Source organism: Kitasatospora sp. NPDC004615, assembly GCF_042873545.1.
Lineage (GTDB): Bacteria > Actinomycetota > Actinomycetes > Streptomycetales > Streptomycetaceae > Kitasatospora.
In genome coordinates, this window is the sequence record NZ_JBIALQ010000007.1 from 153,016 (window position 1) to 175,719 (window position 22,704).

Genomic DNA, 22,704 nt, shown 5'->3' on the forward strand with positions numbered 1-22,704 from the left:
GCGGGCCGGGCTCCTGACGGGCCGTCGCAGGTGCCGTAGCCGCATCGCTCCGCGAGTCTTGTTGTGTTACCTGTCAGTACCTAGCATGTGAGCCTGCCTCATGTTCGCCGGGTTCCGGCCCGGTTCCCCCATGCTCCGCGCCGCCCGGCACCCGCCGGGCGTACCCCCACCCCCGCAAGGAGTCATGAGTGTCCAGGACACCAATGGTCCGCCGCAGGTCCCCCGCCCTGCTCGCCACCGCCGCGCTGCTGGCCGCCCTCGGCCTCGGCTCCGGCCTCGGCACCGCGGCCACCGCCCAGGCCGCCTCGCCCAGCGCGGGCAAGCCCGCCGCGATCGTCGCCCTCGGCGACAGCGCGATCTCCGGCGAGGGAGCCGGCACCGACACCAACGACGACTACGTCACCGGCACGGACAGCCCCACCAACTACTGCCACCGCTCCACCAAGTCCGAGATCTTCGTGACCCAGCTCCCCGGCGTCACCCCGATCGACCTGGCCTGCTCCGGCGCGCAGACCGGCGACCTGGTCAGCGACCCCGAGCTGGCGAAGATCACCGGACCGGGCAGCGGCGACTTCGGCGAGGCCAAGCAGGACGTCCAGCTGGCCGCCACCGCCGCCAACTACGACGTGAAGATGGTCGTCGTCACGATCGGCGCGAACGACGACTTCGAGTTCGCCGGCATCATGATGTCCTGCCTCGCCCAGTACTTCCCGATCCCGCAGTCCCAGGGCTGCCGGGACACCATCGGCAGCGCCGAGATCACCCGGCGCGCCGCCGGGGTCAAGCCCAAGGTGACGGCCGCGCTCACCAACATCCGCAACACCATGCGCAAGGCCGGCTACTCCGACGACTCCTACCAGCTGGTCTACCAGTCGTACTTCAACCCGATCACCCCCGACATCCGGCGCAACGACTACGTCGGCAAGGTCGCCGACGGCTGCCCGGCCTTCCCCGAGGACCTCGCCTGGGGCCACAACTGGGTCGTCCCCACGCTCAGCGACGCGCTGCGCGACGCCGCCTCCGGCGTGCCGGGCGTGCGCTACCTCGACCAGCGGCGGGTCGCCTTCGGGCACGAGGTCTGCGCGGAGTGGACCAGCTCGCCGTACGAGTACACCAACGGCGACGTGATCGACCTGTCGGAGAGCACCCGCAACGGCTGCGACAGCCCGATCTCCATCCCCGGCCTGTGCATGAACAACGTCCGCCAGTCGTACCACCTGCGGGTCGCCGGCTACGCGGCCGAGGCGGCCTGCCTGCGGCAGTTCTACCAGCAGGCCGGGCTCCGGCAGGCGTTCTGCTCGCTCAACCAGCAGAACACCACCTCGATCACCGCGCTCACCCCCGGCAAGCCGTTCCCGGACACCCCCGAGGACGGCGCCTGGTACCAGCTCACCAACCAGGCCAACGGCAAGGCGCTCGACCTGTCCGGCGGCGGCACCTACGGTGACTCCACCAACGGCCGCCCCGCGATCACCTATCCGGCCACCGGCGGGCTGAACCAGTCCTTCGTGTTCGAGATCAAGGCCGGCGGTTCCTTCGAACTCGACTTCAGCGGCAACCGCAACATGTGTCTGGACGTGTCCGGGGCCTCCACCGCGCCCGGTGCCAAGATCCAGCAGTGGGGCTGCAACGGTGGTGGCAACCAGCACTGGCTCCTGCAACCGGTCGGTGACGGCACTTACAAGCTGGCCGACTCCCAGGACGCCACCAAGCTGGCCACCGCCACCACCCAGACCGACGCCCAGGGCAACCCGCTGGTGCAGCTGGCCGCCGACAACGGCTCCGCCGCGCAGCACTGGCAGCTGACCAAGCTCGGCATCGTCTACCTGCACGGCTGATCCTGCCCGCGGGCCGGCGGCTCGCCGTCAGCCCGCACCCAGTCGGGCGGCCGCACCCGGTGGCATCGGGTACGGCCGCTCCGGCGGCAGCAGCGCCGCGTCCCTGGTGGCGTGCAACTCGTGGGCCAGCGGCGTCAGATCCTCGATCCGCACCAGCCACTCCCCGGCATAACGCCGCACCAGCTCCCCGCTCAGCCCCAACTGCAACGACCGGTGCGGCAGCGGCTGCAGGTGCAGATCCCGCTCCGGATCCCACTGCACCCGGGCCGGACTGCGCCGCAACGCCCGCTGCCACTCCGCCTTCGACGCGTGCAGCCCCGGCTCGTACCCGCTCAGCACCGCCGCCTCCAGCGCCGCGTCGAACCCCTGACGTGTGATCACCACCCCGACGATCCGCTCCTGCCCCGGGCTCCGCGCCCAGTCGCTGCGGTACATCAGCCAGCGGAACGACGGCTTGATCCACGTCATCCGATCCCGCGAGAACGCCTCCGGCCACCGACCGTCGGCCACCGCCGGGTCCGCGATCTCGGGCCGGAACGCCTGGTAGACCGTCACCGTCTCCTCGTCGTAACGGGCTCTGATCTGCTTCTTCGGTACCTCGTCCATCCGGCCATCCTGTCCGTCGGGGCCGCCGCGTGCCCGTGAATATTCGGTCAGGTCGCGAAGACGGGGGCGCGGGGAACTGCGGGAGGCGGAAGGCACTCGTCGGGAAGATCGCGACGCATGGCAATGACCTGCACGTGCTCGGGACCTGACGGACCGGTGAGCGTTTGTCGCGCGGTTCCGCCAGTATCGGCGCCATGGACCTTCTCGCCCAGCTCGACCCGGTCGGCCCGCTCACGCCCTTCGCGGCGGACCGGGTGGCCGTCGAGTCCTGGCTCGGGGTGCGACTGCCGATCGAGTACTGGGAGTTGACGCGGTACGGGACGGTGGTGATCGGCGGGGAGATCGCGTTGCAGGCGCCGACCCGGGAGCAGCTCGGGACGCTGGCGTGGTCCAAGCACGACCTGCGGGTCGAGCTGCGTGAGGCGGGAGTCGTCCCGCCCCGCCTGTATCCGGCGCCCGGCGGGCTGCTGCCCTGGGGGAGCGTCGTGAACGGCCGGACGTTCCTGTGCTGGAACACCGCTGATCCGGATCCGGACCGCTGGACGGTGGTGCTGTGCGATCCGACCCGGCCCGAGCCGCTGCTCGACTCGGGGCTGACGTTGGCCGCCTTCCTGGAGACGGTGATTCTCGACCGGGTCGGCCACCTGGGCCCGCTGCCGGCCACGGTCGCGCCGCACTGGCAGCAGGCCGTTCGGTGGAGTCCGTCGCCGCGCCGTGAACTCACCGGGGACGAACGCGAGTTCGCGTTGCACGGGCCGGCCGGGCTGGCCGCGTTGCGGCTTCTGGTGCCGCCCCCGGAGCGGCCGATTGCGGACCCGTTGGGTGCCCGACTGCCTTCCGATTACCGGGAGTTGATGGCGCTGTACGGCAGGGGCACCTGGTCGGAGTGGTTGGGGCTGCCTTCGCTGTCGCGGTCGGACGCCCCGGCGGACGGCTTCCTGGCGATCGGGACGAGCATCGACGCCGACCGGCTGGGCTGGCTGGTCACCGGCGCGGACCCGGACACCTGGCCGCTGGTGGTCCGGCCCCGGCACGTGTGGGGTGAAGTGCCGCTGTCGGGTGGGCTGGTGGCGGTGCTGGTGGGCTGGCTGCGGGGGGAGCTGGACGTGCCCGGGCTGCCGGGGCTGGATCCGGAGGACGACCCGTTCGAGTGTGCGGGGTTCGAGCCCTGGTGACGGTGGCCGGGTTGATTCCCTGCACTGGTCTAGTCCTGTCGTTGACAGCGGTGGCGGACCGGGCCGACCATGTGAGCCGTCCCACAGTGCTCTGCCTGGAGGTTCCCGTGACCAGCCCTTCCGCGGCCGACTTCGTTGCTGCCGCCCATGCCGCCATCGACAAGGTCAGCAGCTCGCAGGCCGGGGAGGTGGCGCGGGCCGCTGAGCTGATCGCGGATGCGCTGGCCGCGGACGGCATTGTGCAGGCGTTCGGTACCGGGCACTCCGAGGCGTTTGCGATGGAGATCGCCGGGCGGGCCGGCGGGCTGGTGCCGAGCAACCGGATCGTGCTGCGTGATGTGGTGCTGTTCGGCGGGCGGCCGGTGGAGATCCTGTCCGGCTCGGAGCTGGAGCGCGGTACCGAATCCGCCGCGATGCTCTGGGAGTTGACCGACCCGCATCCGGCGGACGTGTTCATTCTGGCGTCCAACTCCGGCGTCAACGGCTGCGTGGTGGAACTCGCCCGGCTGGCGAAGGAGAACGGTCACCCGCTGATCGTCGTCACCTCGGCCGAGCACACGGCGGGTGTTCAGCCCAAGCACCCGTCCGGCCTGCGGCTGCGCGACTACGCGGACGTGGTGCTGGACAACGGCGCGCCGTTCGGTGACGCCGTGCTTCCGATGGCGGGCGGCGGCCGGGCCTGTGGCATTTCGTCGATCACGGCCGCGCTGCTCGGTCAGCAGATCGTCGCCGAGGTGATTCGTCGGGTCGAGGAGAGCGGCGGCGTTCCGCCCGTCTACCTGTCGGCGAACATTCCCGGCGGCGACGAGCACAACAACAAGCTGGAAGCGCTGTACGCCGGCCGCATCCGTCGCACCGCATGACCGGCGCGCCGCTGGTGCTCGGCCTCGACGTGGGCGGCACCAGCACCCGGGCGCTGGTCGCGACCCTGGACGGGCAGATCCTCGGCACCGCGCACGGTGCCGGGGGCAACCCGGTCGCGCACGGTGCGGAGGTTGCCGTCCGGGAGATCGGCGGGGCTGTGCGGGCCGCGCTGGCCGGGCTCGATCCGGGGCGGGTGGCGGCGGGTGTGATCGGTCTCGCGGGCGGTTCACTCGCTCCGCCGGAGGTACTGGCGCTCTGGCCTGCCACCGGACTGACCATCACACCGCGCCTGGTCGGCGACGCCGAACTCGCCCACGCGGCCGGGACCGCCGCCGCCGACGGCACCCTGCTGCTCAGCGGCACGGGCGCGATCGCCGCGGAGATCCGCGACCACGCGCTACGCCGCACCGCCGACGGCCACGGCTGGCTGCTCGGCGACCGCGGCTCCGGCTTCTGGCTGGGGCGCGAAGCGGTCTCCGCCGCGCTCACGGCCGTGGACCGCGCGCTGCCGTTCGACGGATCGTCACTTGAAGTGCCCGGCCTGGCGGGTGCGATCGCCGACGCGCTGGTCGGGCCCGGCGGCCTGGGCCGCGAGCCGCGTTCCGCGCTGATCGCCGCCGCCCACGCCGAGGCGCCGGCCCGGCTGGCCCGGTTCGCCCCGATCGTCCTCGACCGGGCGGCGGCCGGTGATCCGGTGGCGCTCGCCCTGGTCGACCGCGCCGCCGGCCACCTGATCGACACGCTCGCCCTGGTCCGCGAACCCGACTCGTCGCTGCCGCTGGTGCTGGCCGGCGGTCTGCTCGCCTCCGAGACGCCGCTGGTCGCTCACCTGCGTCCCCGGCTGGCCGCGCGCTGGCCGGACGCGGAGGTCTTCACCGCCCGGAACGGTGCCGGCGCCGCCGCCTGGCTCGCCGCCCGGACCTTGGGCCACGGAACGGAGGAGCTCCACGGCCGCCTGACCGCGTGAGTGGTCGAGCGGGCGTCAGTGGCAGGTCATGGCTCCGGGCCCGACCCGGTCGGCCGGGATCTTCCGCGGGACGCCCTCCTCCGGGCTCCGATCGGGTCCCGGGTGTTCCTTCGTGCTCCGGTGCCGGGCCGGCCACCACGGGCGGTCGGCCCGCCCGGCCGGGAGGGCTATCTCGGCCCACACCCATTTCCCGGTGCGCTTGCGGATCACCCCGTGGGCGAGGGCGAGTTCGGCGATCAGCAGGATGCCGCGGCCGGACTCTGAGTCCCGGTCGGGGCGCCCGGCCATCGGGACGGTGGGGGCGGTGTCGTAGACCTCGATGACGGCCCGGTGGTGCAGCGGGTCGGCGTGCACGCCGACGGTGACGACCGGGCCGGACGCGTGGCGGACGGCGTTGCCGAGCAGTTCGGAGGTGACCAGATCGACGGTCAGTTGGGTGTCCTCGTCCAGGGGCGTGCCGCCCCAGGCGGTGATGAGCGCGCGGACCCGGCGGCGTCCGGCGGCGACGGTGGCGGGCTCGCGGGGCAGTGAGAACCATCGACGGTGCACGGACATGGTGGGCTCCTCACGCGGTTTCGTTCGATGAACGCTGGTGAAACGCCCATGAACGGGAGACTCGGCAGCCGATATGAGGGTATGTCAGATTGCAGCATCTCTAGACAAGCTGAAATCTCTAGAGATGTCAATGCATCGGGGGGCGTACCGTGCGTAGGATGTCTAGAGAAGGGAAGGAAGCCCGCCGCCATGACCAGTCACCCCCGCGCCACCCAGCCCAAGTACCAGCGGATCGCCGAGGATCTCAAGCGCGACATCGACTCAGGCCGCTACCGACCGGGTGACCGGCTGCCGGGCGAGAACGATCTGATGGTGACGTACGGCGTGGCCCGGATGACGGCCCGCCAGGCGCTCGGCATGCTGCAGACCGAGGGGATCGCGGAGGCCCGCAAGGGGGTGGGGGTCTTCGTCCGGGAGTTCCGGCCGATAAGGCGTCGCGGCATCCAGCGGCTGTCCGACCGGAACTGGGGCGGCGGCTTCTCGGTCTGGTCGACCGACATAGCGGCCCGCGAACTGACGGTGGACCAGCTGACCGTCACCGAACGGGAGGTGCCCGAGCAGATCGCCGCCGTCCTCGGCCTGAAGCCGGGCGAGTCGGCCTGCGTGCGCAGCCGCCGCTTCGTCCTGGACGGCAAGCCGGTGCTGCTCTCCGAGTCCTACCTGCCGGCCGCGCTGGTGGCGGGCAGCCGGATCACCGACCCGGACACCGGCCCCGGCGGCACCTACGCCCGGCTCGCCGAACTCGGCCACAAGCCGGTGCACTTCCAGGAACACATCCGCTCCCGGATGCCCGCCGGCAACGAGGCCGAGCGCCTCGCCCTCGCGCCCGGCACGCCGGTCTTCCTGGTGAACCGCACCGCCTTCGCCGAGGACGGCCAGGTGGTGGAGTTCAACGAGATGGTGCTCGACTCGGCCTCGTACATCCTCGAATACGACTTCGACGCCTGAGCATCCACAGCCGACGGGCAACTGAGCGCAGTTGTCCACAGAGCTGTGGACAAGTCCGCTACCCGTGGTTTCGACGGAACTCGATCTGTCCGGACCAATCAGGGGTAGCGGGCGTGCCCGGCGGGCCGGGCACGCCGCCCGATGTCAGCTCTCGTACTCGGCGATCACGGTGGCGCGGGCCAGCGCGTGGAAGCCGAGCGTGCCGCTGATCGCCGCCGCCGAGGTGTCCGCGTCCAGGCCGATCGAGTCGACGCCCAGGGCGTGCACGGTGAAGACGTACCGGTGCGGGCCGTGGCCGGGCGGCGGGGCCGCGCCGCCGAAGTCGCGGGTGCCGTAGTCGTTGCGGCCGTGCACCGCGCCCTCCGGCAGGCCGGGGAACTCGCCGGTGCCCGCGCCGGAAGCCAACTCGGTGACGGTCGCCGGGAGATCGAACAGCAGCCAGTGCCACCAGCCGGAGCCGGTCGGCGCGTCCGGGTCGAAGCAGGTCACCGCGAAGCTCTTGGTCTCCGCCGGGAATCCGGTCCAGCTGAGCTGCGGCGAGCGGTTTCCGCCCTGGTAGACCTGCTCCTCGCCCAGTCGGCCCCCGTCCGTCACCTCCTCGCTGACCAGGGTGAACGTGGGGACCGGGCGCAGGAATGTGTGCGGCAGCGGCGGTCGGTCGGATGCGGTCATGGGTGTTCCCCCGAGGGTGGTGCGTCGATGGATGCCCCGCGACCTTAGTGGGCCGCCGTCCGTTCGCCAAGATCCCCTTTTTTGCGTGCGAGGGCTGATCGCCCGTCGGGCCGGGAGGTGCGAAATTCGCTTGCGGCGCAACGGAATTGGTCGAGACCTTTGAGGGTTGCCTGCCGTCGTCGCCGAAGGAGTCCGCGCCGTGGAGGGGATCTTCGCCCGGGAGTACCGGGCGGTCACCGCCTGCTTCACCGCCATCATGTTCCTGACCGGGTTCGCTGCCCTGGCCGTGGTGCCCACCCTGCCGACCGCCGCCGCCGACCTGCACGGCGTCGCGCTGTTTCCGCTGGTCGCCGGGTGTTTCGTGGCGGCCAGCCTGCTCGGTGGCGTCCTCGGCGGCACCTGGTCGGACCGCGCCGGAGCCCGCGACCCGCTCGCCGCCGGCCTGGTGCTCACCGTCCTCACCCTGCTGGTCTCCGCCGCCAGCACCTCCATCTGGCAACTCGCCGCCGGACGCTTCCTGGACGGCCTCGCCGCCGGCATGGCCGCCGTCGCGATCAACGCGGCCATCGGGCAGGCCTACCCGGAACGGCTCCAGCCCCGGGTGCTCGCGCTGATGAGCGCCTGCTGGGTGATCCCCTCGCTGGTCGGGCCGCCGATCGCCGGACTGGTCTCCGAACTCTGGTCCTGGCGTGTCGTGTTCTACGGCCTGGCCGTGCTGACCGCGCTCCCCACCGTCCTGCTGGTCCCGATCCTGCGCCGCCACACCCTGCCGCGCACGCTCGACGAGCACCCGCCGCGACCGCCCCTGCTGATCGCCGCCGTGGTCAGCGTCGCCGCCGCACTCGGACAGTACGGCGTGTCCGGCTGGGACGCCCGCCACCTGCTCTTCGTCGCCGTCGGCGCCGCGCTGCTGATCGCCTTCGCCCCGCGCCTGCTCCCCACCGGCACCTGGCGGGCACTGCGCGGCCTGCCCACCACGGTGCTGCTGCGCGGCCTCTCCTCCGGGACGTTCTTCACCCTGGAGGCGTACGTCCCGCTCCTGCTGATCACCGAACGGCACGTCAACCCGGTGATCAGCGGCTTCGCCTTCACCGGCGCGGCGATCGCCTGGGCGGAGGGCTCCTGGGCGCAGGGCCAGCTCTTCCGGCACACCCCCCGGCACCGGGTGGTCGCCCTCGGCGCCCTGGTGATGTCCGCCGCCGTCGCCCTCGCCGTCCTCGGCACCTTCCCCGCGATGCCGGCCCTCACCGCCGCCCCCGCGATGCCGATCGCCGCGATCGGCATGGGCCTGCTCTCCCCGGCCCTCACCGTCCTCTCGCTCACCCACAGCCTCGCCGGCCGCGAGGGCCGCACCAGCAGCGCCATGCAGACCAACCAGAACCTCGGCCAGGTCGGCGTCCTCGCCCTCGCGTCCGCCGTCCTCAACACCTGCCTGGCCCTCGGAACCGCCCAACTGACGGGCTATGCAACGGCGTTCACGATGCTGGCGGCGCCGGTGGCGCTGCTCGTCGTACTGGCCGGACGGGCCCGCGCGGCCGGCGTCGACTGAGGTCAGGCGGGCCGGGGGCGGTGGGTGGTGGCGATGGCGGAGAGGTCGTGCTCGGCGAGGGTGGGGTCGGCGAGCAGGGTGGTGCGGGCGGCCTGGAGGACGGGTCCGCCGTTGGCGAGGGTCAGGTCCTTGGCGGCAAGGCGGATCGGGAAGTCGGCCTCCGTGCTCCCGGCCCGGGCCATGATGCCGGCGAGCGGGCCGGCGGACAGCGCGCGACGCGCCAACTCCTCGGAGACGCCCAGCTGTTCGGCGACGGTGAGCGCCTCGCCGACGGCGGTCACCGACGCGACGACCGCGCCCATCACCACCAGCTTGAGCGCCGCGCCCGCGCCGGGGCCGCCGCAGCGGAGGACCCGGCCGAGGCGTTCCAGGACGGGCTGGGCCCGGTCCAGATCCGCCGCCTCGCCGCCCGCGTACACCACCAGGTCGCCGGTCGCGGCGGGGCCGATGCTGCCCAGCACCGGGGCGTCCACCATCGTGACCCCGTCCGGGAGTTGAGCGCGCAGCCCGGCCGCGGCCTGCGGGCCGATCGAGGACATCTCGATCCACAGCGTGCCGGGCTCCAGGGCCGGGAGGAACCGCTTCGCGACCTCGGCCACCGCCGCCGGGTCGGACAGCATGGTGACGACGACCCCGGCGCCGCGTACGGCCTCCGCCGGGGCGGCGGCCTCGCTGAGGCCCTCGGCCCGGCCCGGCGTGCGGTTCCACACCGCCAACTCCGGCGTGGCGCCCGCGAGTCGGCGGGCCATCGGGAGGCCCATCCGGCCGAGTCCGAGAAAGGCAATGCGCTCCGTGATCTCCATGGCCGCCACGCTAGGGGCGGCCCAGGCAGGCGACAAGCGAATGTCTCGCATGGTAACCATGCCGAATGGACATGGCTTGGCTCGACGTCTTCCGCACCGCCGCCCGGCTCGGCTCGTTCACCGCGGCTGGGGAGCAGCTGGGGTTCACCCAGTCCGCGATCTCCCGCCAAATCTCCACCCTGGAAGCCGAGTTCGGCGTCCCGCTGTTCGACCGGCTGGCCCGCGAAGTGCGGCTCACCGAGCACGGGCAGGCCCTGCTGCCGCACGCCGAAGCGATGCTGGACCGGCTGGACGGCACCCGCCGCGACCTCACCGCGCTGACTCAACTCGCCTCCGGCCACCTCCGGTTGGGCGCGTTCGACAGCGCCAACGCGGCCCTCGTCCCGGCCGCGCTGGCCGCGTTCCGGGCCGCACACCCCGGCATCGCGCTCACCCTCACCGAGGGGCTGTCCGCGCAGCTGCTGGAATTGCTCGCGGAGGGCGCGATCGACCTCGCACTTGTCACCGCCTACCCGGAACACCCGTACGACACCGAGCAGTTCGAGCTCCACCGGATCGCCGACGACCCGGTGCTGGTCGCCCTGCCGCGCGGACACCGGCTGGCCCGGCGCCGCCGCCTGCGACTGGCCGACCTCGCCGAAGAGCCCGTGGATCACCGCCAGCCGCCGCATCGAGACCACCCTGCTCGCCGCCTGCGCCCGCAGCGGCTTCCAGCCCCGGGTCGAGTACGAGGTGGCCGGCTGGACGGCCAAACTCGGCCTGGTGGCAGCCGGGTTGGGCATCACCCTGATCCCGTCCCTGGCCGCCCGCGCCGCCCGCCCGGACCTCACCCTCGTCCCGCTGCACCCGGACGACACCCCGGTCCGCCACGTCCACACCGCCACCCGCCGGGGCCACCGACCCGCACCGGCGGTCACGGCCTTCCTCCCCCTGCTGCGCGCCGCGACCGCCGAGTGAAGGGGTGGTCAGGCCGTCTCTCCACCCGGGGCACCCGCAGCAGCAGCTGGACGACCCGGCAGTACTCGTCCACGCCCTCCTCCCGCGAAAGCCCGACGCCCGCCCTGCCACGCCCTACCGTGTCGGCATGACCGGAAGACCTCGCATGTTCGCCTACGTCGGCCCGCCCGAACTGCTCGCCCGCGCAGACCGAAGCACCCTCGGCCGCGCCATTCCCGCCCTCGCCGAACTCGACCGCTGGCTGGCGGAGTTGGCGCCCGCCGAGCGCGACGAGCCGGTCACCTATGTGGTCGATTCCACCGGCATGCTGCGGCTGGCGCCGCGCCGCAGCGAGCACGTCGCGTGCGCAGGCGGGGCGGACGTCCTGGCGGCCGGTGAGATTCGCTTCGCCCGGCAGGCCGGCGGCGGGTGGGCGGTCCGCGAGATCAGCAACCTGTCCACCGGCTACTGCCCGGACCTGGACAGCTGGTCGGCCGCCGCCGACGCCCTCGACCGGGCCGGCCTCACCGCCCGGCCGGACGGGTTCACCCATGCGTGCGCCTTCCGCCGCTGCCGGGCGTGCGGACAAATCAACCTGGTCAAGGACGACGACCTGACCTGCGCCGTCTGCGACACCGCCCTCCCCGCGGAGTGGAACCTCGCCGCACCGCGCCCGGCCGCAGCCGTGATCGACCTGCCGCTGCCGCCGGACGACTGGGCCGTCGAACTCGCCACCACCCTCCGGGCGGTCGACAACGCGCCGTTCCTGCAGGCCGTTTCGTCCCGCGAGGTGCACGTCCACCACCGTTCCGCAACCACCCTCGTGGCGGCACCCCGCCCGCACGGCGGCCCCGAGCCGACCTGGAGCCTGCTGGTTCGCGCCGCCCACCAGAGCTTCTGCGCGCACCTCCCGCTCAGCCTCGCGCCGGACGTCCTCTGGTACGCCGTGGTGCACGAGGTGGCGATCCATGTGCGGCTCAACTCCGAGACGTACGCCGGGATCTTCACCGACACGCCCGCGCACCAGCAGGAGATCGCAGTCCAGGACGACAGCCTGCTCGCCCCGGATCCGGACTGGAGCCGGTCGATCCGGCTGGTGCTCGAACCGCTGCGCGAGAAGCTCGGCGCGGAGGTCACCGACCTCTTCCTGCCCCGCTTCAGCACCACCACCCCGGACGACCTGTCCTCGGCCCTGGTGGCGCTGATGTCCGTGGTCGGCCCGTACTACCGCTTCACCTGGACGACCCTGTGCGGCATCCCGCGGATCCGCCTGGAGGGCACCGCCGAGGACTGGCAGCTGCTCGCCGGCCGGGTCGATTCCCTCGCGGCCCGGTTCGACGGCCTGCGCCCCTGGTTCGACGCCTTGCGCCCCGTCCTCGCCGAGATTGCCCGTACCGCCGCCGGCGGGCCCGTCGACGAGGACTTCTGGCGCTCGTTCTACAAGTGGAAGTCGCATTCCGGCGGCGAATCCGTCACCGGCTGGATCACCGCCCTGTTCGCCCACACCCAGACCCCGGACGGCCCGCAGCCCAAGACGTCCTTCGACTGGCAGGGCGGAAGGAGCTACCAGCAGAAAGACTTCCCGTCCCACGTCTCCAGCGCCCCGTTCCGCTGGCAGCGCCCGGACGGCGAGCGCGAGATGACGTTCCTGGCCGGCCTGCTCGGCCTCGAACGCGACGGCGAGTACCTCCGCCCGCGCCTCGCCCACGCCGTCCTGGAACTCCTCCCGGACTGGCCCCACCCCGCCGACCACCTGCTCCCGGACGGCTGGACCCACGCCCGGCTCCGCGAAGTCACCGGCGACCCCGTCGCCCGGGCCCTCCCCCTCGACCGGACGGTCACCGACGACGACCCCACCCGAACCGGCGCCTTCGAGCCCAGCCACATCGTCCAGGTCGGCTCGGACTACTTCGTCCGGTCGGCGTCCGACGGCCGCTGGCACCTCGGGGAATCCCTCCCCGACACCGGGGAGATCGAGGTCTACGACCGCTTCGGCCCGGACCTGGACGAGGCGCTGGGGTACCGCGACTGATCGATCACCGGGAACGGCCCTGCGCCTGGCGGAGCGTCAGGGCCAGACCAGGCAGTACAGCTGGTGCCCCGCCTCGTGCAGGCGGGAGGCGAAGTCCTGCCACTCGTGCAGCATCTGGTAGATGACGAAGGCGTCCCGCGGGCCGCGGCGGTCGGGGACGGTGGACCAGATGAACGCGGCGGCGCCGAGCTCGGGTTCGTCGGCCTTGCGGAGCGGTTCGACGACGGTGTGCGGGAGTTGGACCACCGCGTAGTCGGGGTGCAGGACCACCAGTTCGAGCGGCGGGACGTGGTGCAGCGGGACGCCCTGAATGCCCGTGAGGACCATCGCGCTCATCGTCTCGGGCTTGATCTTGGTGGAGAGGTGCCCGTTGCCGGAGCCACTGGTCTCCATCAGGTCGCCGAGCCGGCCCAGGGCGCCGAGCTCACCGGCGTCGAGGCCGAGGCCACCGGGGCCGAGGGCGGTGGGGACTCTGGCGGCGGTGGCGCGGTCCGGTGCGCCGAAGTACTTGTAGGTGACCCCCACTCTGCCCTCGCCCCTCCTTCCCCTGCCCGCTTCCCTGCCCCCGCCGGTCTCGTCCGGCCTGCGGGTACGCTCCGCGGCCTCGTCGAAACCGTCCTGCCTCTCGGACACTCGGACCATCCTCACCGGAACTCGCCGGAATCGACAGACCCCCGCATGTCCGACTTTCCCTCCGGACATGCCCCTTACCCGTCTGCTTGCGCGCTACACGAGCGCGCGCTACACGACCTTACCTTCGCCACGGGCAGTGAGGGGAGCAGCACACGGATCATCGTTCCAGATGATCGGGCCCGACATGCAGAACGCAAAGACACGATTTGAGACCATGTTCGGGTAAGAGAGGCTCCAGGCCACCCCGCGGACCCAACGGATGAGCGAGCAGATGAGCTACCCGTACGAAGCACCCCAGTCCCAGTCGCTGTTCGAGCGCGCCTTGGCGGTCACCCCCGGCGGCGTCAACTCGCCGGTGCGGGCCTTCCGCGCGGTCGGCGGCACGCCCCGGTTCATGGTGTCGGGCAGCGGCCCGTACCTGACCGACGCCGATGGCCGCGAATACGTGGACCTGGTGTGTTCCTGGGGCCCGATGCTGCTGGGCCACTCGCACCCGGCGGTGATCGAGGCCGTGCAGCAGGCGGTTTCCCGCGGCACCTCGTTCGGCACGCCCGGTCAGGGCGAGGTCGAGCTCGGCGAGGAGATCGTCGCCCGAATCGCCCCGGTCGAGCAGGTCCGCCTGGTCTCCAGCGGCACCGAGGCCACCATGTCGGCGATCCGGCTGGCCCGCGGCTTCACGGGCCGCGCCAAGGTGGTCAAGTTCGCGGGCTGCTACCACGGTCATGTGGACGCGCTGCTGGCCGCCGCCGGTTCCGGCGTCGCCACCTTCGGCCTGCCGGACACCCCGGGCGTCACCGGCGCGCAGGCCGGCGACACCATCGTGCTGCCGTACAACGACCTGGAGGCGGTGCGCGCCGCGTTCGCCGCGCACCCCGGCGAGATCGCCTGCGTGATCACCGAGGCCTCGCCCGGCAACATGGGCGTCGTCCCGCCGCTGCCCGGCTTCAACGGCGGCCTGGCCGAACTGTGCCGGGAGAACGGCGCGTTGTTCATCTCCGACGAGGTGATGACCGGCTTCCGCGTCTCCAAGGCGGGCTGGTACGGGCTGGAGGCCGCCCGCGAGGGCTGGGCGCCGGACCTGCTGACCTTCGGCAAGGTGATGGGCGGCGGTTTCCCGGCCGCGGCGTTCGGCGGCCGCGCCGACGTGATGGCGCACCTCGCCCCGGCCGGCCCGGTCTACCAGGCGGGCACCCTGTCCGGTAACCCGATCGCCACCGCCGCCGGCCTGGCCCAGCTGCGCAACTGCACCGACGAGGTCTACGCCACCGTCGACAAGGTCGCCGCCGAGGTGTCCGGCCTGGTCGCCGAGGCGCTCACCAAGGAGGGCGTGGCGCACCGCCTGCAGACCGCGGGCAACATGTTCTCGGTCTTCTTCACCGACCAGCAGGTCACCAACTACGACGAGGCCCGCCGTCAGCAGGCGTTCCGCTTCAACGGTTTCTTCCACTCGATGCTGAGTCAGGGCGTCTACCTGCCGCCGTCGGCGTTCGAGTCCTGGTTCGTCTCGGCCGCGCACGACGCGCGCGCGATCGAGCGGATCGCCGCCGCCCTGCCCGCCGCCGCCCGTGCCGCCGCCGAGGCCACCGAGGAGTCGAAGTGAGCGAGAAGAAGGACATCACCGTCGTCCACGTGATGCGGCACGGCGAGGTGCACAACCCGGAGGGCGTGCTGTACGGCCGGCTGCCGGGCTACCACCTCTCCGAGCTGGGGCGGCAGATGGCCGAGCGGGTGGCCGACCACCTGAAGGACCGTGACATCACCCACGTGGTGGCCTCTCCGCTGGAGCGCGCCCAGGAGACCGCCGAGCCGATCGCCAAGGCGCACGGCCTGACCGTCGCGGCCGACCCGCGGCTGATCGAGGCGGAGAACATCTTCGAGGGCAAGACCTTCGGCGTCGGCGACGGCTCGCTGCGCAACCCGGGGTACTGGAAGTACCTGACCAACCCGTTCAAGCCGTCCTGGGGCGAGCCGTACATCGACCAGGTGGTGCGGATGATGGGCGCGATCGCCGGCGCCCGGGACGCCGCGCGCGGGCACGAGGCGGTGTGCGTCAGCCACCAGCTGCCGATCTGGATCCTGCGCTCGTTCGCCGAGCGCCGCCGCCTGTGGCACGACCCGCGCCGCCGGCAGTGCTCGCTCGCTTCGCTGACCAGCTTCACCTACGAGGGTGACCGGATCGTCTCGATCGGCTACCGCGAGCCGGCCCGCGATCTGCTGCCGGCGCACCTGGTGGGCAAGGGCAAGAAGGGCGACAAGCCGGTCGGGAAGAGCTTCGGGGCGTAGCTCACATTGATGGTGCTCAGGTAAGCCTGGCCTGCCTGGAAAATGCCCGAATTAAGACGATCATAAATAAAGTATTCGCAGGTCAGAGGGGGTCCGGTCATCAACGCCGGACCCCCCTAAAACGGGCCGAAGAGCCATGCGAAACTTTTCACATGTCTTGGACGTCAAGCCGCCGCGCCCGCCTCACCGCCGCCCTCGGCGCGGCCACCGCCCTGGCCCTCACCGGGTGTGCCAGCTCCGGCTCCGGAGGCGGCTCGGTGGGCTTCATCACCGGCAAGGGCGGCATCGACACCGCCGCCGCCGGTCACCGGGTGGACGCCCCGGACATCAGCGGCACCGGGCTGGACAGCACCGCGCTCAAGCTCTCCGACTACCGCGGCAAGGTGGTCGTCCTCAACATCTGGGGCTCCTGGTGCAGCCCCTGCCGGGCCGAGGCCAAGGGCCTGCAGGAGAGCTCCCAGAAGTTCGGCGACCAGGTGCAGTTCCTCGGCATCAACACCCGGGACACCGACCCCGCCAACGCGGTCGCGTTCGAGAAGAACTTCGGGATCACCTACCCGAGCATCTACGACCCGGACGGCACCCAGATCCTCAAGTTCCCCAAGGGCAGCCTCAACCCGCAGTCCATCCCGACCACCATCGTGATCGACAAGGACGGCAAGCTGGCCGCCCGCGCCATGCGCGCGATGTCCACCGAGGACCTTGACAAGATGATCGAGCCGGTCCTCGCGGAGTCCAAGTGAGCGCCGCCCTGGCGGCTGCCGGGGTCGGCTACAACGACACCGTGGGCAGCGGCGCCCTGCTGCTCGCCCTGCCGATCGCGCTGGCCGCCGGCCTGCTCTCGTTCTTCTCGCCGTGCGTGCTGCCGCTGGTGCCCGGCTACCTCAGCTACGTCACCGGCTTCTCCGCCGCCGACCTCTCCGACGCCCGCGGCGCCCGCCGCGGCCGGATGCTGGCCGGCTCCGGGCTGTTCGTGCTCGGCTTCGCCGCTGTCTTCATCTCCGGCGGCGCACTGTTCGGTTCCTTCGGGCAGACCTTGAAGGATCACCAGCACACCATCTCGGTCGTGATGGGCGTGCTCACGGTGCTGATGGGGCTGGCGTTCATGGGCCTGCTGCCGGGCTTCACCATGCGCGAACTGCGCAGCCACCGCCGCCCGGCGGTCGGCCTGGCCGGTGCCCCGCTGCTCGGTGTGGTGTTCGGCGTGGGCTGGACGCCGTGCATCGGCCCGACCCTGGCGGCGATCCAGTCGCTGGCCTTCAACCAGGCCAGTGCCGGGCGCGGCGCACTGCTGATGACGGCCTACTGCCTCGGCCTCGGCGTACCGTTCGTCCTGGCCGCGCTGGCCTTCCGCAAGGCGCTGGGTGCCTTCGGCTGGGTCAAGCGCCACTACCAGTGGGTGATGCGGATCGGCGGCGGCATGCTCGTCGCCGTCGGCCTGGCCCTGGTGACGGGGGCGTGGGACGCGCTGGTCAACCAGCTCCAGTACCTCACCCAGAACTTCTCGATCGGAATCTGAGCCGTGAGCGACACCAAGACCAGCCCCCAGCCGGCCGACGCCGCGGACCCGGACTCCCCGGACGTCGAGCGGCTCAGCACCGCACCCGAGGAAGGCGAGATCCCGACCGGCAGCATAGGCGTCACCGGCTGGCTGCGCTGGGTCTGGCGGCAGCTCACCTCGATGCGGGTCGCCCTGCTGCTGCTGTTCCTGCTGTCGCTGGCGGCCATCCCCGGCTCGCTGGTCCCGCAGGAGGGCCCCGACACGATGAAGCTGGTGGCGTGGAAGGAGGCCCACAAGGGCATCACGCCGCTGTTCGAGAAGCTCCAGGTCTTCCACGTCTACAGCTCGTCCTGGTTCTCGGCGATCTACATCCTGCTGTTCATCTCGCTGGCCGGCTGCATCGTCCCGCGTACCTGGCAGTTCGTCGGCGTGCTGCGCTCGCAGCCCCCCGCGGCCCCGCGCAACCTGACCCGGATGCCGGTGTACGCGGCCTGGCACAGCGGTGCCGACCCGGAGACCGTGCACGCCGCCGCCCACGCGCTGCTGAAGAAGCGCGGCTTCCGGGCCCACGCCAACGGCAGGTCGGTCGCCGCCGAGAAGGGCTACCTGCGCGAGGTCGGCAACCTGCTGTTCCACTTCTCGCTGTTCGCGCTGCTGATCGGCGTCGCCTGGGCCGGCGTGGCCTCCGGCTCCGCCAGCAAGCTGGTGCTGGAGGGCCAGGGCTACTCCAACACCACCACCCAGATCGACGACTTCTACGGCTCGCAGTTCTACGGCGTGAACGACCTGGACAAGTTCGGCTTCAAGCTGGACGGCTTCACCGCCCGCTACCAGGAGACCGGCCCGCAGACCGGCACCGCCCGGCAGTTCACCGCCAACGTCCGTTACTGGACGGGCGACGACGCGACCAAGCTGACGAAGTCCACCATCGAGGTCAACCACCCGCTGGAGATCGGCGGCTCCAAGGTCTACCTGATCGGCCACGGCTACGCCCCGGTGGTGACGGTCAAGAACGCCAAGGGCGACATCGTCTTCCGCGGCCCGACGCCGTTCCTGCCGCGCGACGCCAACATGACCTCGCCCGGCGTGATCAAGGTCAACGACTACGGCACCGACGCCAACGGCAACAAGACCCAGCTGGCGTTCCAGGGCTTCTTCCTGCCCACCGCGCCGGAGAACTTCAACGTGACCGGCCCGCGGTCGATGTTCCCGGGCGCCGCCGACCCGATGCTGGTGCTCACCGCCTACGCGGGCGACCTGCGCACCGACAGCGGCCTGCCGCAGAACGTGTACCAGCTGGACGACAAGGCGATGACCCAGCTGAAGGTCGACGGCGACATCGCCAAGGCCCGCCTCAAGGTCGGCCAGGCATGGGAGCTGCCCGACAACTACGGGACCATCAGCTTCGACGGCTACCAGCAGTGGGCGACGTTCACCATCTCGCACCACCCCGGCAACTCCGTCGCGCTGGTCGGCGCGGTCGCCGCGATCCTCGGCCTGATCGGCTCGCTGTTCGTCCAGCGCCGCCGGATCTGGGTCCGGGCCACCACCGGCGCCGACGGCCGCACCCTGGTCGAGGTGGCCGGGCTGGGCCGCAGCGAGTCCGCCCGCACCGCCGAGGAGCTCGCCGAGCTCGCCGTCGAGCTGCAGAACGACGCCCCGGCCACCGACGAGGAACCGGCCCCCGCCGGCCCCGCCGACGACACCGCTGACGACGACGCACCGACTGCGGCCGACTCCCCGGCCGCAGCCGCCCCCACCGCCCCGGAAACCAAGGAGTAGACGGTGCTGCTCGCGCAGGTCAACCATGAGTTGGCCGATATCTCCAACAAGCTGGTCTACTCGGCCATGGCCGTCTACACCTTGGCCATGTTCGCTCAGATGTTCGAGTGGACGTTCGGTGCCAAGGGCGGCGTCGCCGTCCGCTCCCGGCAGCAGGCCACCCTCGGGGAGTCGGTCAGCGACTCCACCGACGCGGCGAAGGGCGTGCGCAAGGTCAGCGTCACGGTGGCCTCGCAGGGCGGCGGCACCGCCACCCTGACCCGCACCGCGCTGGCCGACGCCGGCGCCACCACGGTGACCAGCGGCCGCGGCGACGACACCCCGGCCGACGGCCTCGGCCCGGCCGGCAGCAGCGAGAAGGCCGACGTGGCCGGCCGGATCGCGGTCTCGCTGACCGTGCTCGGCATGCTGCTGCACATCGGTGGCGTGGTCACCCGCGGCCTGTCGGTGATGCGCTGGCCGTGGGGCAACATGTACGAGTTCTCCGTCGCGTTCGGCCTGATGATGGTCGCTTCGTACGTCGTGCTGCTGGCCACCAAGAAGAACGTGCGCTGGCTCGGCCTGCCCGTGGTGATCGCGGTCCTGCTGATCCTCGGCGTCGCCGTCAGCGTGCTGTACACCGAGTCCGAGCAGCTCGTCCCGGCGCTGCACTCCTACTGGCTGGGCATCCACGTCTCCACCGCGACGATCTGCGGCGGCGCCCTCTTCGCGGCGGCCGTCGCCACCGGTGCCTACCTGCTCAAGGACCGCTACGAGCACCGGATCGCGGCCGGCCTGACCGTCCGGGCCGCCAACTTCATGGACCGGCTGCCCGCGGCGAGCACCCTGGACAAGCTGTCCTACCGGATCAACGCCCTGGTCTTCCCGCTGTGGACGTTCACCATCATCGCGGGCGCGATCTGGGCCGAGGCCGCCTGGGGCAAGTACTGGGAGTGGGACCCGAAGGAGACCTGGTCGTTCATCACCTGGGTCGCCTACGCCGCCTACCTGCACGCCCGGGCCACCGCCGGCTGGCGCGGACGCAAGGCCGCCTACCTGGCCCTGCTCGCCTTCGCCTGCTGGCTGTTCAACTTCTACGGCGTCAACATCTTCGTCACCGGCAAGCACTCGTACGCCGGTATCTGACGCCCCGCCCCACCTGCTCCACCATCCCCTGATCCACCCCCGAGATCCACAAAGCCGCGAGGAGGGCCGCACCATGGAGTGCGACGAGGTCATCATGACCGTCCGAATCACCGCAGCGGAACGTGCGCTGCTGCGACGGCTCGCCCAGGGCCATCACAGCGATGTCTCCGAGGTCGTCGCCGACGGCCTGCTGGACGTTCTGCCCACGCTGCACTGCCCGGCGGACGCCCACCGGCTGCTCGCCGCGCTCGCCACCCCGGCGCCCTGCGCGCTCACGGTGTGGCTGCCGACCGAGCTCGCCGACCTGCTCACCATCGCCACCGCGCGGATCGCCCACTCCACCGGCGTCCGCCTCGGCTCGTCCTGCATCATGCTCGGTGCCGCGGTGCGGCTCTGGCTGGCCCAGGACCCGCAGCGGCTGGCGGCCAACCTCATCACCATGCACGCCGGCCGCCCTGCGGCGCTGGCCGCGGCGTAGCAGCACGCAACACGCGAGGGGCTCCGGGGGCACTGCCTCCGGAGCCCCTCGCGTGTTCACGCTTACGCGGCCTGCTGCCAGCTGACCGGGGAGAAGTACGCCGGGCGGCGCTCGATCCGGGACCAGGTGGCGATCGGCTCGACGACCTGGTTGGCGGCGGCGACCGCCGAGGCCTGCGCGGCGCGGGCGGCCAGCACGGCGGTCAGGGCGGCGAGCTCCTCGACGGACAGCGAGCCGCGGACGATGCGGACGAGAGGTTCGTTCATGGTTCCTGTTTCTCCCCCAGGCTGGCGGCTGAACGGTGGTGTCGGGCGCGACGCACCGGTTACATCGGCGGGTTGCCGTGCTTGCGGCTCGGCAGGTCGGCGTGCTTGGTGCGGAGCATGGCCAGCGAGGAGGCCAGCACGGCCCGGGTCTCCGCGGGGTCGATGACGTCGTCGACGAGGCCGCGCTCGGCCGCGTAGTACGGGTGCATCAGCTCGCTCTTGTACTCCTTGATCTTCTGCGCGCGCATCGCCTCGGGGTCTTCGGCCCCGTTGATGTCACGGCGGAAGATCACGTTGGCGGCGCCCTCGGCGCCCATCACGGCGATCTCGTTGGTCGGCCAGGCGAAGGACAGGTCCGCGCCGATCGAGCGGGAGTCCATCACGATGTACGCGCCGCCGTAGGCCTTGCGCAGGATCAGCTGGATGCGCGGCACGGTGGCGTTGCAGTACGCGTACAGCAGCTTGGCGCCGTGCCGGATGATGCCGTCGTGCTCCTGGTCCACGCCGGGCAGGAAGCCGGGCACGTCCAGCATGGTCACCAGCGGGATGTTGAACGCGTCGCACATCTGCACGAAGCGCGCGGACTTCTCGGAGGCGTTGATGTCCAGCACGCCGGCCAGCGACTGCGGCTGGTTGGCGATGATGCCGACCACGTGGCCGTCCACCCGGGCCAGCGCGCAGATCACGTTGGTCGCCCAGCGCTCGTGGACCTCGAGGTACTCGCCGTGGTCGACGATCTCCTCGATCACCTTGCGCATGTCGTACGGCCGGTTGCCGTCGGCCGGGACGAGGTCCAGCAGCGAGTCGTTGCGGCGGTCCACCGGGTCGTCGTTGGCGACGGTCGGCGGCATCTCGCGGTTGTTCTGCGGCAGCAGCGAGAGCAGGTAGCGGACCTCTTCGATGCAGGACTGCTCGTCGTCGTAGACGAAGTGCGAGACACCGGACACCGAGGAGTGGACGTCGGCGCCGCCGAGGCCGTTCTGGGTGATCTTCTCGCCGGTGACGGCCTGGACCACGTCCGGGCCGGTGATGAACATCTGCGAGGTCTCACGGACCATGAACACGAAGTCGGTCAGCGCGGGGGAGTACGCGGCGCCACCGGCGCACGGGCCGAGCATCACCGAGATCTGCGGGATCACGCCGGAGGCGCGGGTGTTGCGCTGGAAGATGCCGCCGTAACCGGCCAGCGCGGTGACACCCTCCTGGATGCGGGCGCCGGCGCCGTCGTTCAGCGAGACCAGCGGGGCACCGGCCGCGATGGCCATGTCCATGATTTTGTGGATCTTCTGCGCGTGGGCCTCGCCCAGCGCGCCACCGAAGATCCGGAAGTCGTGGGCGTAGGTGAAGACGGTACGGCCGTGGACGGTGCCCCAGCCGACGATCACGCCGTCGGTGTGCGGCTTCTTCGCCTCCAGGCCGAAACCCTGCGCGCGGTGCCGGCGCAGCGGCTCGACCTCGCGGAACGAACCCTCGTCCAGCAGCAGCTCGATCCGCTCCCGGGCGGTCAGCTTGCCCTTGGCGTGCTGCGCCTCGGTGGCCTTCTCGCTCGGACCCCGGCGGACCTGCTCGCGCAGCTCGTGAAGTTCGGTGACCCGGCTACGGGCATCGGCCGGAGCCTCGCCGCCGACCGGCGCATCGTGCAGGACCGTCATCTCGAACCTCTCCAAGGTCACGTGAGCCAGCGAACACCT

At 71.6% G+C, this 22,704-nt stretch carries 22 protein-coding genes and 1 pseudogene; 16 read left to right on the top strand and 7 right to left on the bottom strand.

Features of this window, described 5'->3' with window-relative positions; genetic code table 11:
- Positions 1-188: 188 nt before the first annotated feature.
- On the top strand, positions 189-1,838 hold the full coding sequence (locus ACFYS8_RS24385; RefSeq protein ID WP_387644215.1) for an RICIN domain-containing protein: 1,650 nt from the start codon (positions 189-191) through the stop codon (positions 1,836-1,838).
- Between the two features lie 27 nt (positions 1,839-1,865).
- Here ACFYS8_RS24385 and ACFYS8_RS24390 read toward each other — a convergent pair whose 3' ends face one another.
- Positions 1,866-2,444, bottom strand: a complete 579-nt coding sequence (locus ACFYS8_RS24390) for a DUF4291 domain-containing protein (RefSeq protein ID WP_387644218.1) — start codon at positions 2,442-2,444, stop codon at positions 1,866-1,868.
- A gap of 194 nt (positions 2,445-2,638) precedes the next feature.
- Between ACFYS8_RS24390 and ACFYS8_RS24395 the strand changes: the two genes are divergently transcribed.
- The 3 genes from ACFYS8_RS24395 (at position 2,639) to ACFYS8_RS24405 (ending at position 5,450) form a co-directional block, all read left to right on the top strand.
- A complete protein-coding gene (locus ACFYS8_RS24395) occupies positions 2,639-3,619 on the top strand; it encodes a hypothetical protein (protein WP_387644221.1) in 981 nt (326 codons plus the stop codon).
- Positions 3,620-3,726: 107 nt separating this feature from the next.
- On the top strand, positions 3,727-4,482 hold the full coding sequence (locus ACFYS8_RS24400; RefSeq protein ID WP_387644223.1) for a sugar isomerase domain-containing protein: 756 nt from the start codon (positions 3,727-3,729) through the stop codon (positions 4,480-4,482).
- Positions 4,479-5,450, top strand: a complete 972-nt coding sequence (locus ACFYS8_RS24405) for an N-acetylglucosamine kinase (RefSeq protein ID WP_387644226.1) — start codon at positions 4,479-4,481, stop codon at positions 5,448-5,450. Before ACFYS8_RS24400 ends, ACFYS8_RS24405 begins: the two co-directional genes overlap by 4 nt.
- A 15-nt stretch (positions 5,451-5,465) precedes the next feature.
- Here ACFYS8_RS24405 and ACFYS8_RS24410 read toward each other — a convergent pair whose 3' ends face one another.
- A complete protein-coding gene (locus tag ACFYS8_RS24410; protein ID WP_387644228.1) occupies positions 5,466-6,005 on the bottom strand; it encodes an ATP-binding protein in 540 nt (179 codons plus the stop codon).
- Positions 6,006-6,194: 189 nt separating this feature from the next.
- On the opposite strand from ACFYS8_RS24410, the gene ACFYS8_RS24415 reads away from it, so the two are divergent.
- Complete coding sequence (locus ACFYS8_RS24415; RefSeq protein ID WP_387644231.1) at positions 6,195-6,953, top strand: GntR family transcriptional regulator; 759 nt, start codon at positions 6,195-6,197, stop codon at positions 6,951-6,953.
- A gap of 144 nt (positions 6,954-7,097) precedes the next feature.
- On the opposite strand, the gene ACFYS8_RS24420 is transcribed toward ACFYS8_RS24415, so the two are convergent.
- Entirely contained in the window at positions 7,098-7,625 is a 528-nt protein-coding gene (locus tag ACFYS8_RS24420; RefSeq protein ID WP_387644233.1) for a YbhB/YbcL family Raf kinase inhibitor-like protein, read from the bottom strand.
- Positions 7,626-7,881: 256 nt separating this feature from the next.
- Here ACFYS8_RS24420 and ACFYS8_RS24425 point away from each other — a divergent pair, with 256 nt between their 5' ends.
- The gene (locus ACFYS8_RS24425) at positions 7,882-9,174 is read left to right on the top strand and encodes an MFS transporter (protein WP_387644976.1); all 1,293 of its coding nucleotides are present in this window, start codon (positions 7,882-7,884) and stop codon (positions 9,172-9,174) included.
- Between the two features lie 2 nt (positions 9,175-9,176).
- Here ACFYS8_RS24425 and ACFYS8_RS24430 read toward each other — a convergent pair whose 3' ends face one another.
- Complete coding sequence (locus tag ACFYS8_RS24430; RefSeq protein ID WP_387644236.1) at positions 9,177-9,977, bottom strand: NAD(P)-dependent oxidoreductase; 801 nt, start codon at positions 9,975-9,977, stop codon at positions 9,177-9,179.
- Positions 9,978-10,048: 71 nt separating this feature from the next.
- On the opposite strand from ACFYS8_RS24430, the pseudogene ACFYS8_RS24435 reads away from it, so the two are divergent.
- From ACFYS8_RS24435 to ACFYS8_RS24445, 3 genes and pseudogenes are all read left to right on the top strand, one after another.
- Positions 10,049-10,552: pseudogene (locus ACFYS8_RS24435) on the top strand (LysR family transcriptional regulator); the annotation flags it as partial.
- Positions 10,476-10,934: a LysR substrate-binding domain-containing protein gene (locus ACFYS8_RS24440; RefSeq protein ID WP_387644979.1), complete on the top strand. Its 459-nt coding sequence runs from the start codon at positions 10,476-10,478 to the stop codon at positions 10,932-10,934. The pseudogene ACFYS8_RS24435 and the gene ACFYS8_RS24440, both read left to right, overlap by 77 nt.
- A 127-nt stretch (positions 10,935-11,061) precedes the next feature.
- Positions 11,062-12,945, top strand: a complete 1,884-nt coding sequence (locus ACFYS8_RS24445; protein ID WP_387644238.1) for a DUF4419 domain-containing protein — start codon at positions 11,062-11,064, stop codon at positions 12,943-12,945.
- A gap of 36 nt (positions 12,946-12,981) precedes the next feature.
- Here ACFYS8_RS24445 and ACFYS8_RS24450 read toward each other — a convergent pair whose 3' ends face one another.
- Positions 12,982-13,587, bottom strand: coding sequence for a hypothetical protein (locus ACFYS8_RS24450; protein ID WP_387644982.1), 606 nt, complete (start codon positions 13,585-13,587; stop codon positions 12,982-12,984).
- Positions 13,588-13,837: 250 nt separating this feature from the next.
- Here ACFYS8_RS24450 and hemL point away from each other — a divergent pair, with 250 nt between their 5' ends.
- The 7 genes from hemL to ACFYS8_RS24485 all read left to right on the top strand — a co-directional run bounded on the left by hemL (position 13,838) and on the right by ACFYS8_RS24485 (position 20,747).
- Complete coding sequence (gene hemL, locus ACFYS8_RS24455; RefSeq protein WP_387644241.1) at positions 13,838-15,178, top strand: glutamate-1-semialdehyde 2,1-aminomutase; 1,341 nt, start codon at positions 13,838-13,840, stop codon at positions 15,176-15,178.
- 32 nt (positions 15,179-15,210) lie between these two features.
- A complete protein-coding gene (locus tag ACFYS8_RS24460; protein ID WP_380484498.1) occupies positions 15,211-15,861 on the top strand; it encodes a histidine phosphatase family protein in 651 nt (216 codons plus the stop codon).
- Positions 15,862-16,013: 152 nt separating this feature from the next.
- Complete coding sequence (locus ACFYS8_RS24465) at positions 16,014-16,604, top strand: TlpA family protein disulfide reductase (RefSeq protein WP_387644244.1); 591 nt, start codon at positions 16,014-16,016, stop codon at positions 16,602-16,604.
- On the top strand, positions 16,601-17,380 hold the full coding sequence (locus ACFYS8_RS24470; RefSeq protein WP_387644246.1) for a cytochrome c biogenesis CcdA family protein: 780 nt from the start codon (positions 16,601-16,603) through the stop codon (positions 17,378-17,380). The genes ACFYS8_RS24465 and ACFYS8_RS24470 overlap by 4 nt, the downstream gene beginning before the upstream one ends.
- A 3-nt stretch (positions 17,381-17,383) precedes the next feature.
- On the top strand, positions 17,384-19,144 hold the full coding sequence (locus ACFYS8_RS24475) for a cytochrome c biogenesis protein ResB (RefSeq protein WP_387644249.1): 1,761 nt from the start codon (positions 17,384-17,386) through the stop codon (positions 19,142-19,144).
- Positions 19,145-19,147: 3 nt separating this feature from the next.
- A complete protein-coding gene (ccsB, locus tag ACFYS8_RS24480; protein WP_387644252.1) occupies positions 19,148-20,269 on the top strand; it encodes a c-type cytochrome biogenesis protein CcsB in 1,122 nt (373 codons plus the stop codon).
- Between the two features lie 73 nt (positions 20,270-20,342).
- Entirely contained in the window at positions 20,343-20,747 is a 405-nt protein-coding gene (locus ACFYS8_RS24485; RefSeq protein ID WP_043914717.1) for a hypothetical protein, read from the top strand.
- A 62-nt stretch (positions 20,748-20,809) separates the two neighbouring features.
- On the opposite strand, the gene ACFYS8_RS24490 is transcribed toward ACFYS8_RS24485, so the two are convergent.
- Together ACFYS8_RS24490 and ACFYS8_RS24495 are read right to left on the bottom strand one after the other, a co-directional pair.
- A complete protein-coding gene (locus ACFYS8_RS24490; RefSeq protein ID WP_387644255.1) occupies positions 20,810-21,013 on the bottom strand; it encodes an acyl-CoA carboxylase epsilon subunit in 204 nt (67 codons plus the stop codon).
- A 59-nt stretch (positions 21,014-21,072) separates the two neighbouring features.
- Positions 21,073-22,665, bottom strand: coding sequence for an acyl-CoA carboxylase subunit beta (locus tag ACFYS8_RS24495; protein WP_387644985.1), 1,593 nt, complete (start codon positions 22,663-22,665; stop codon positions 21,073-21,075).
- Positions 22,666-22,704: the final 39 nt, after the last annotated feature.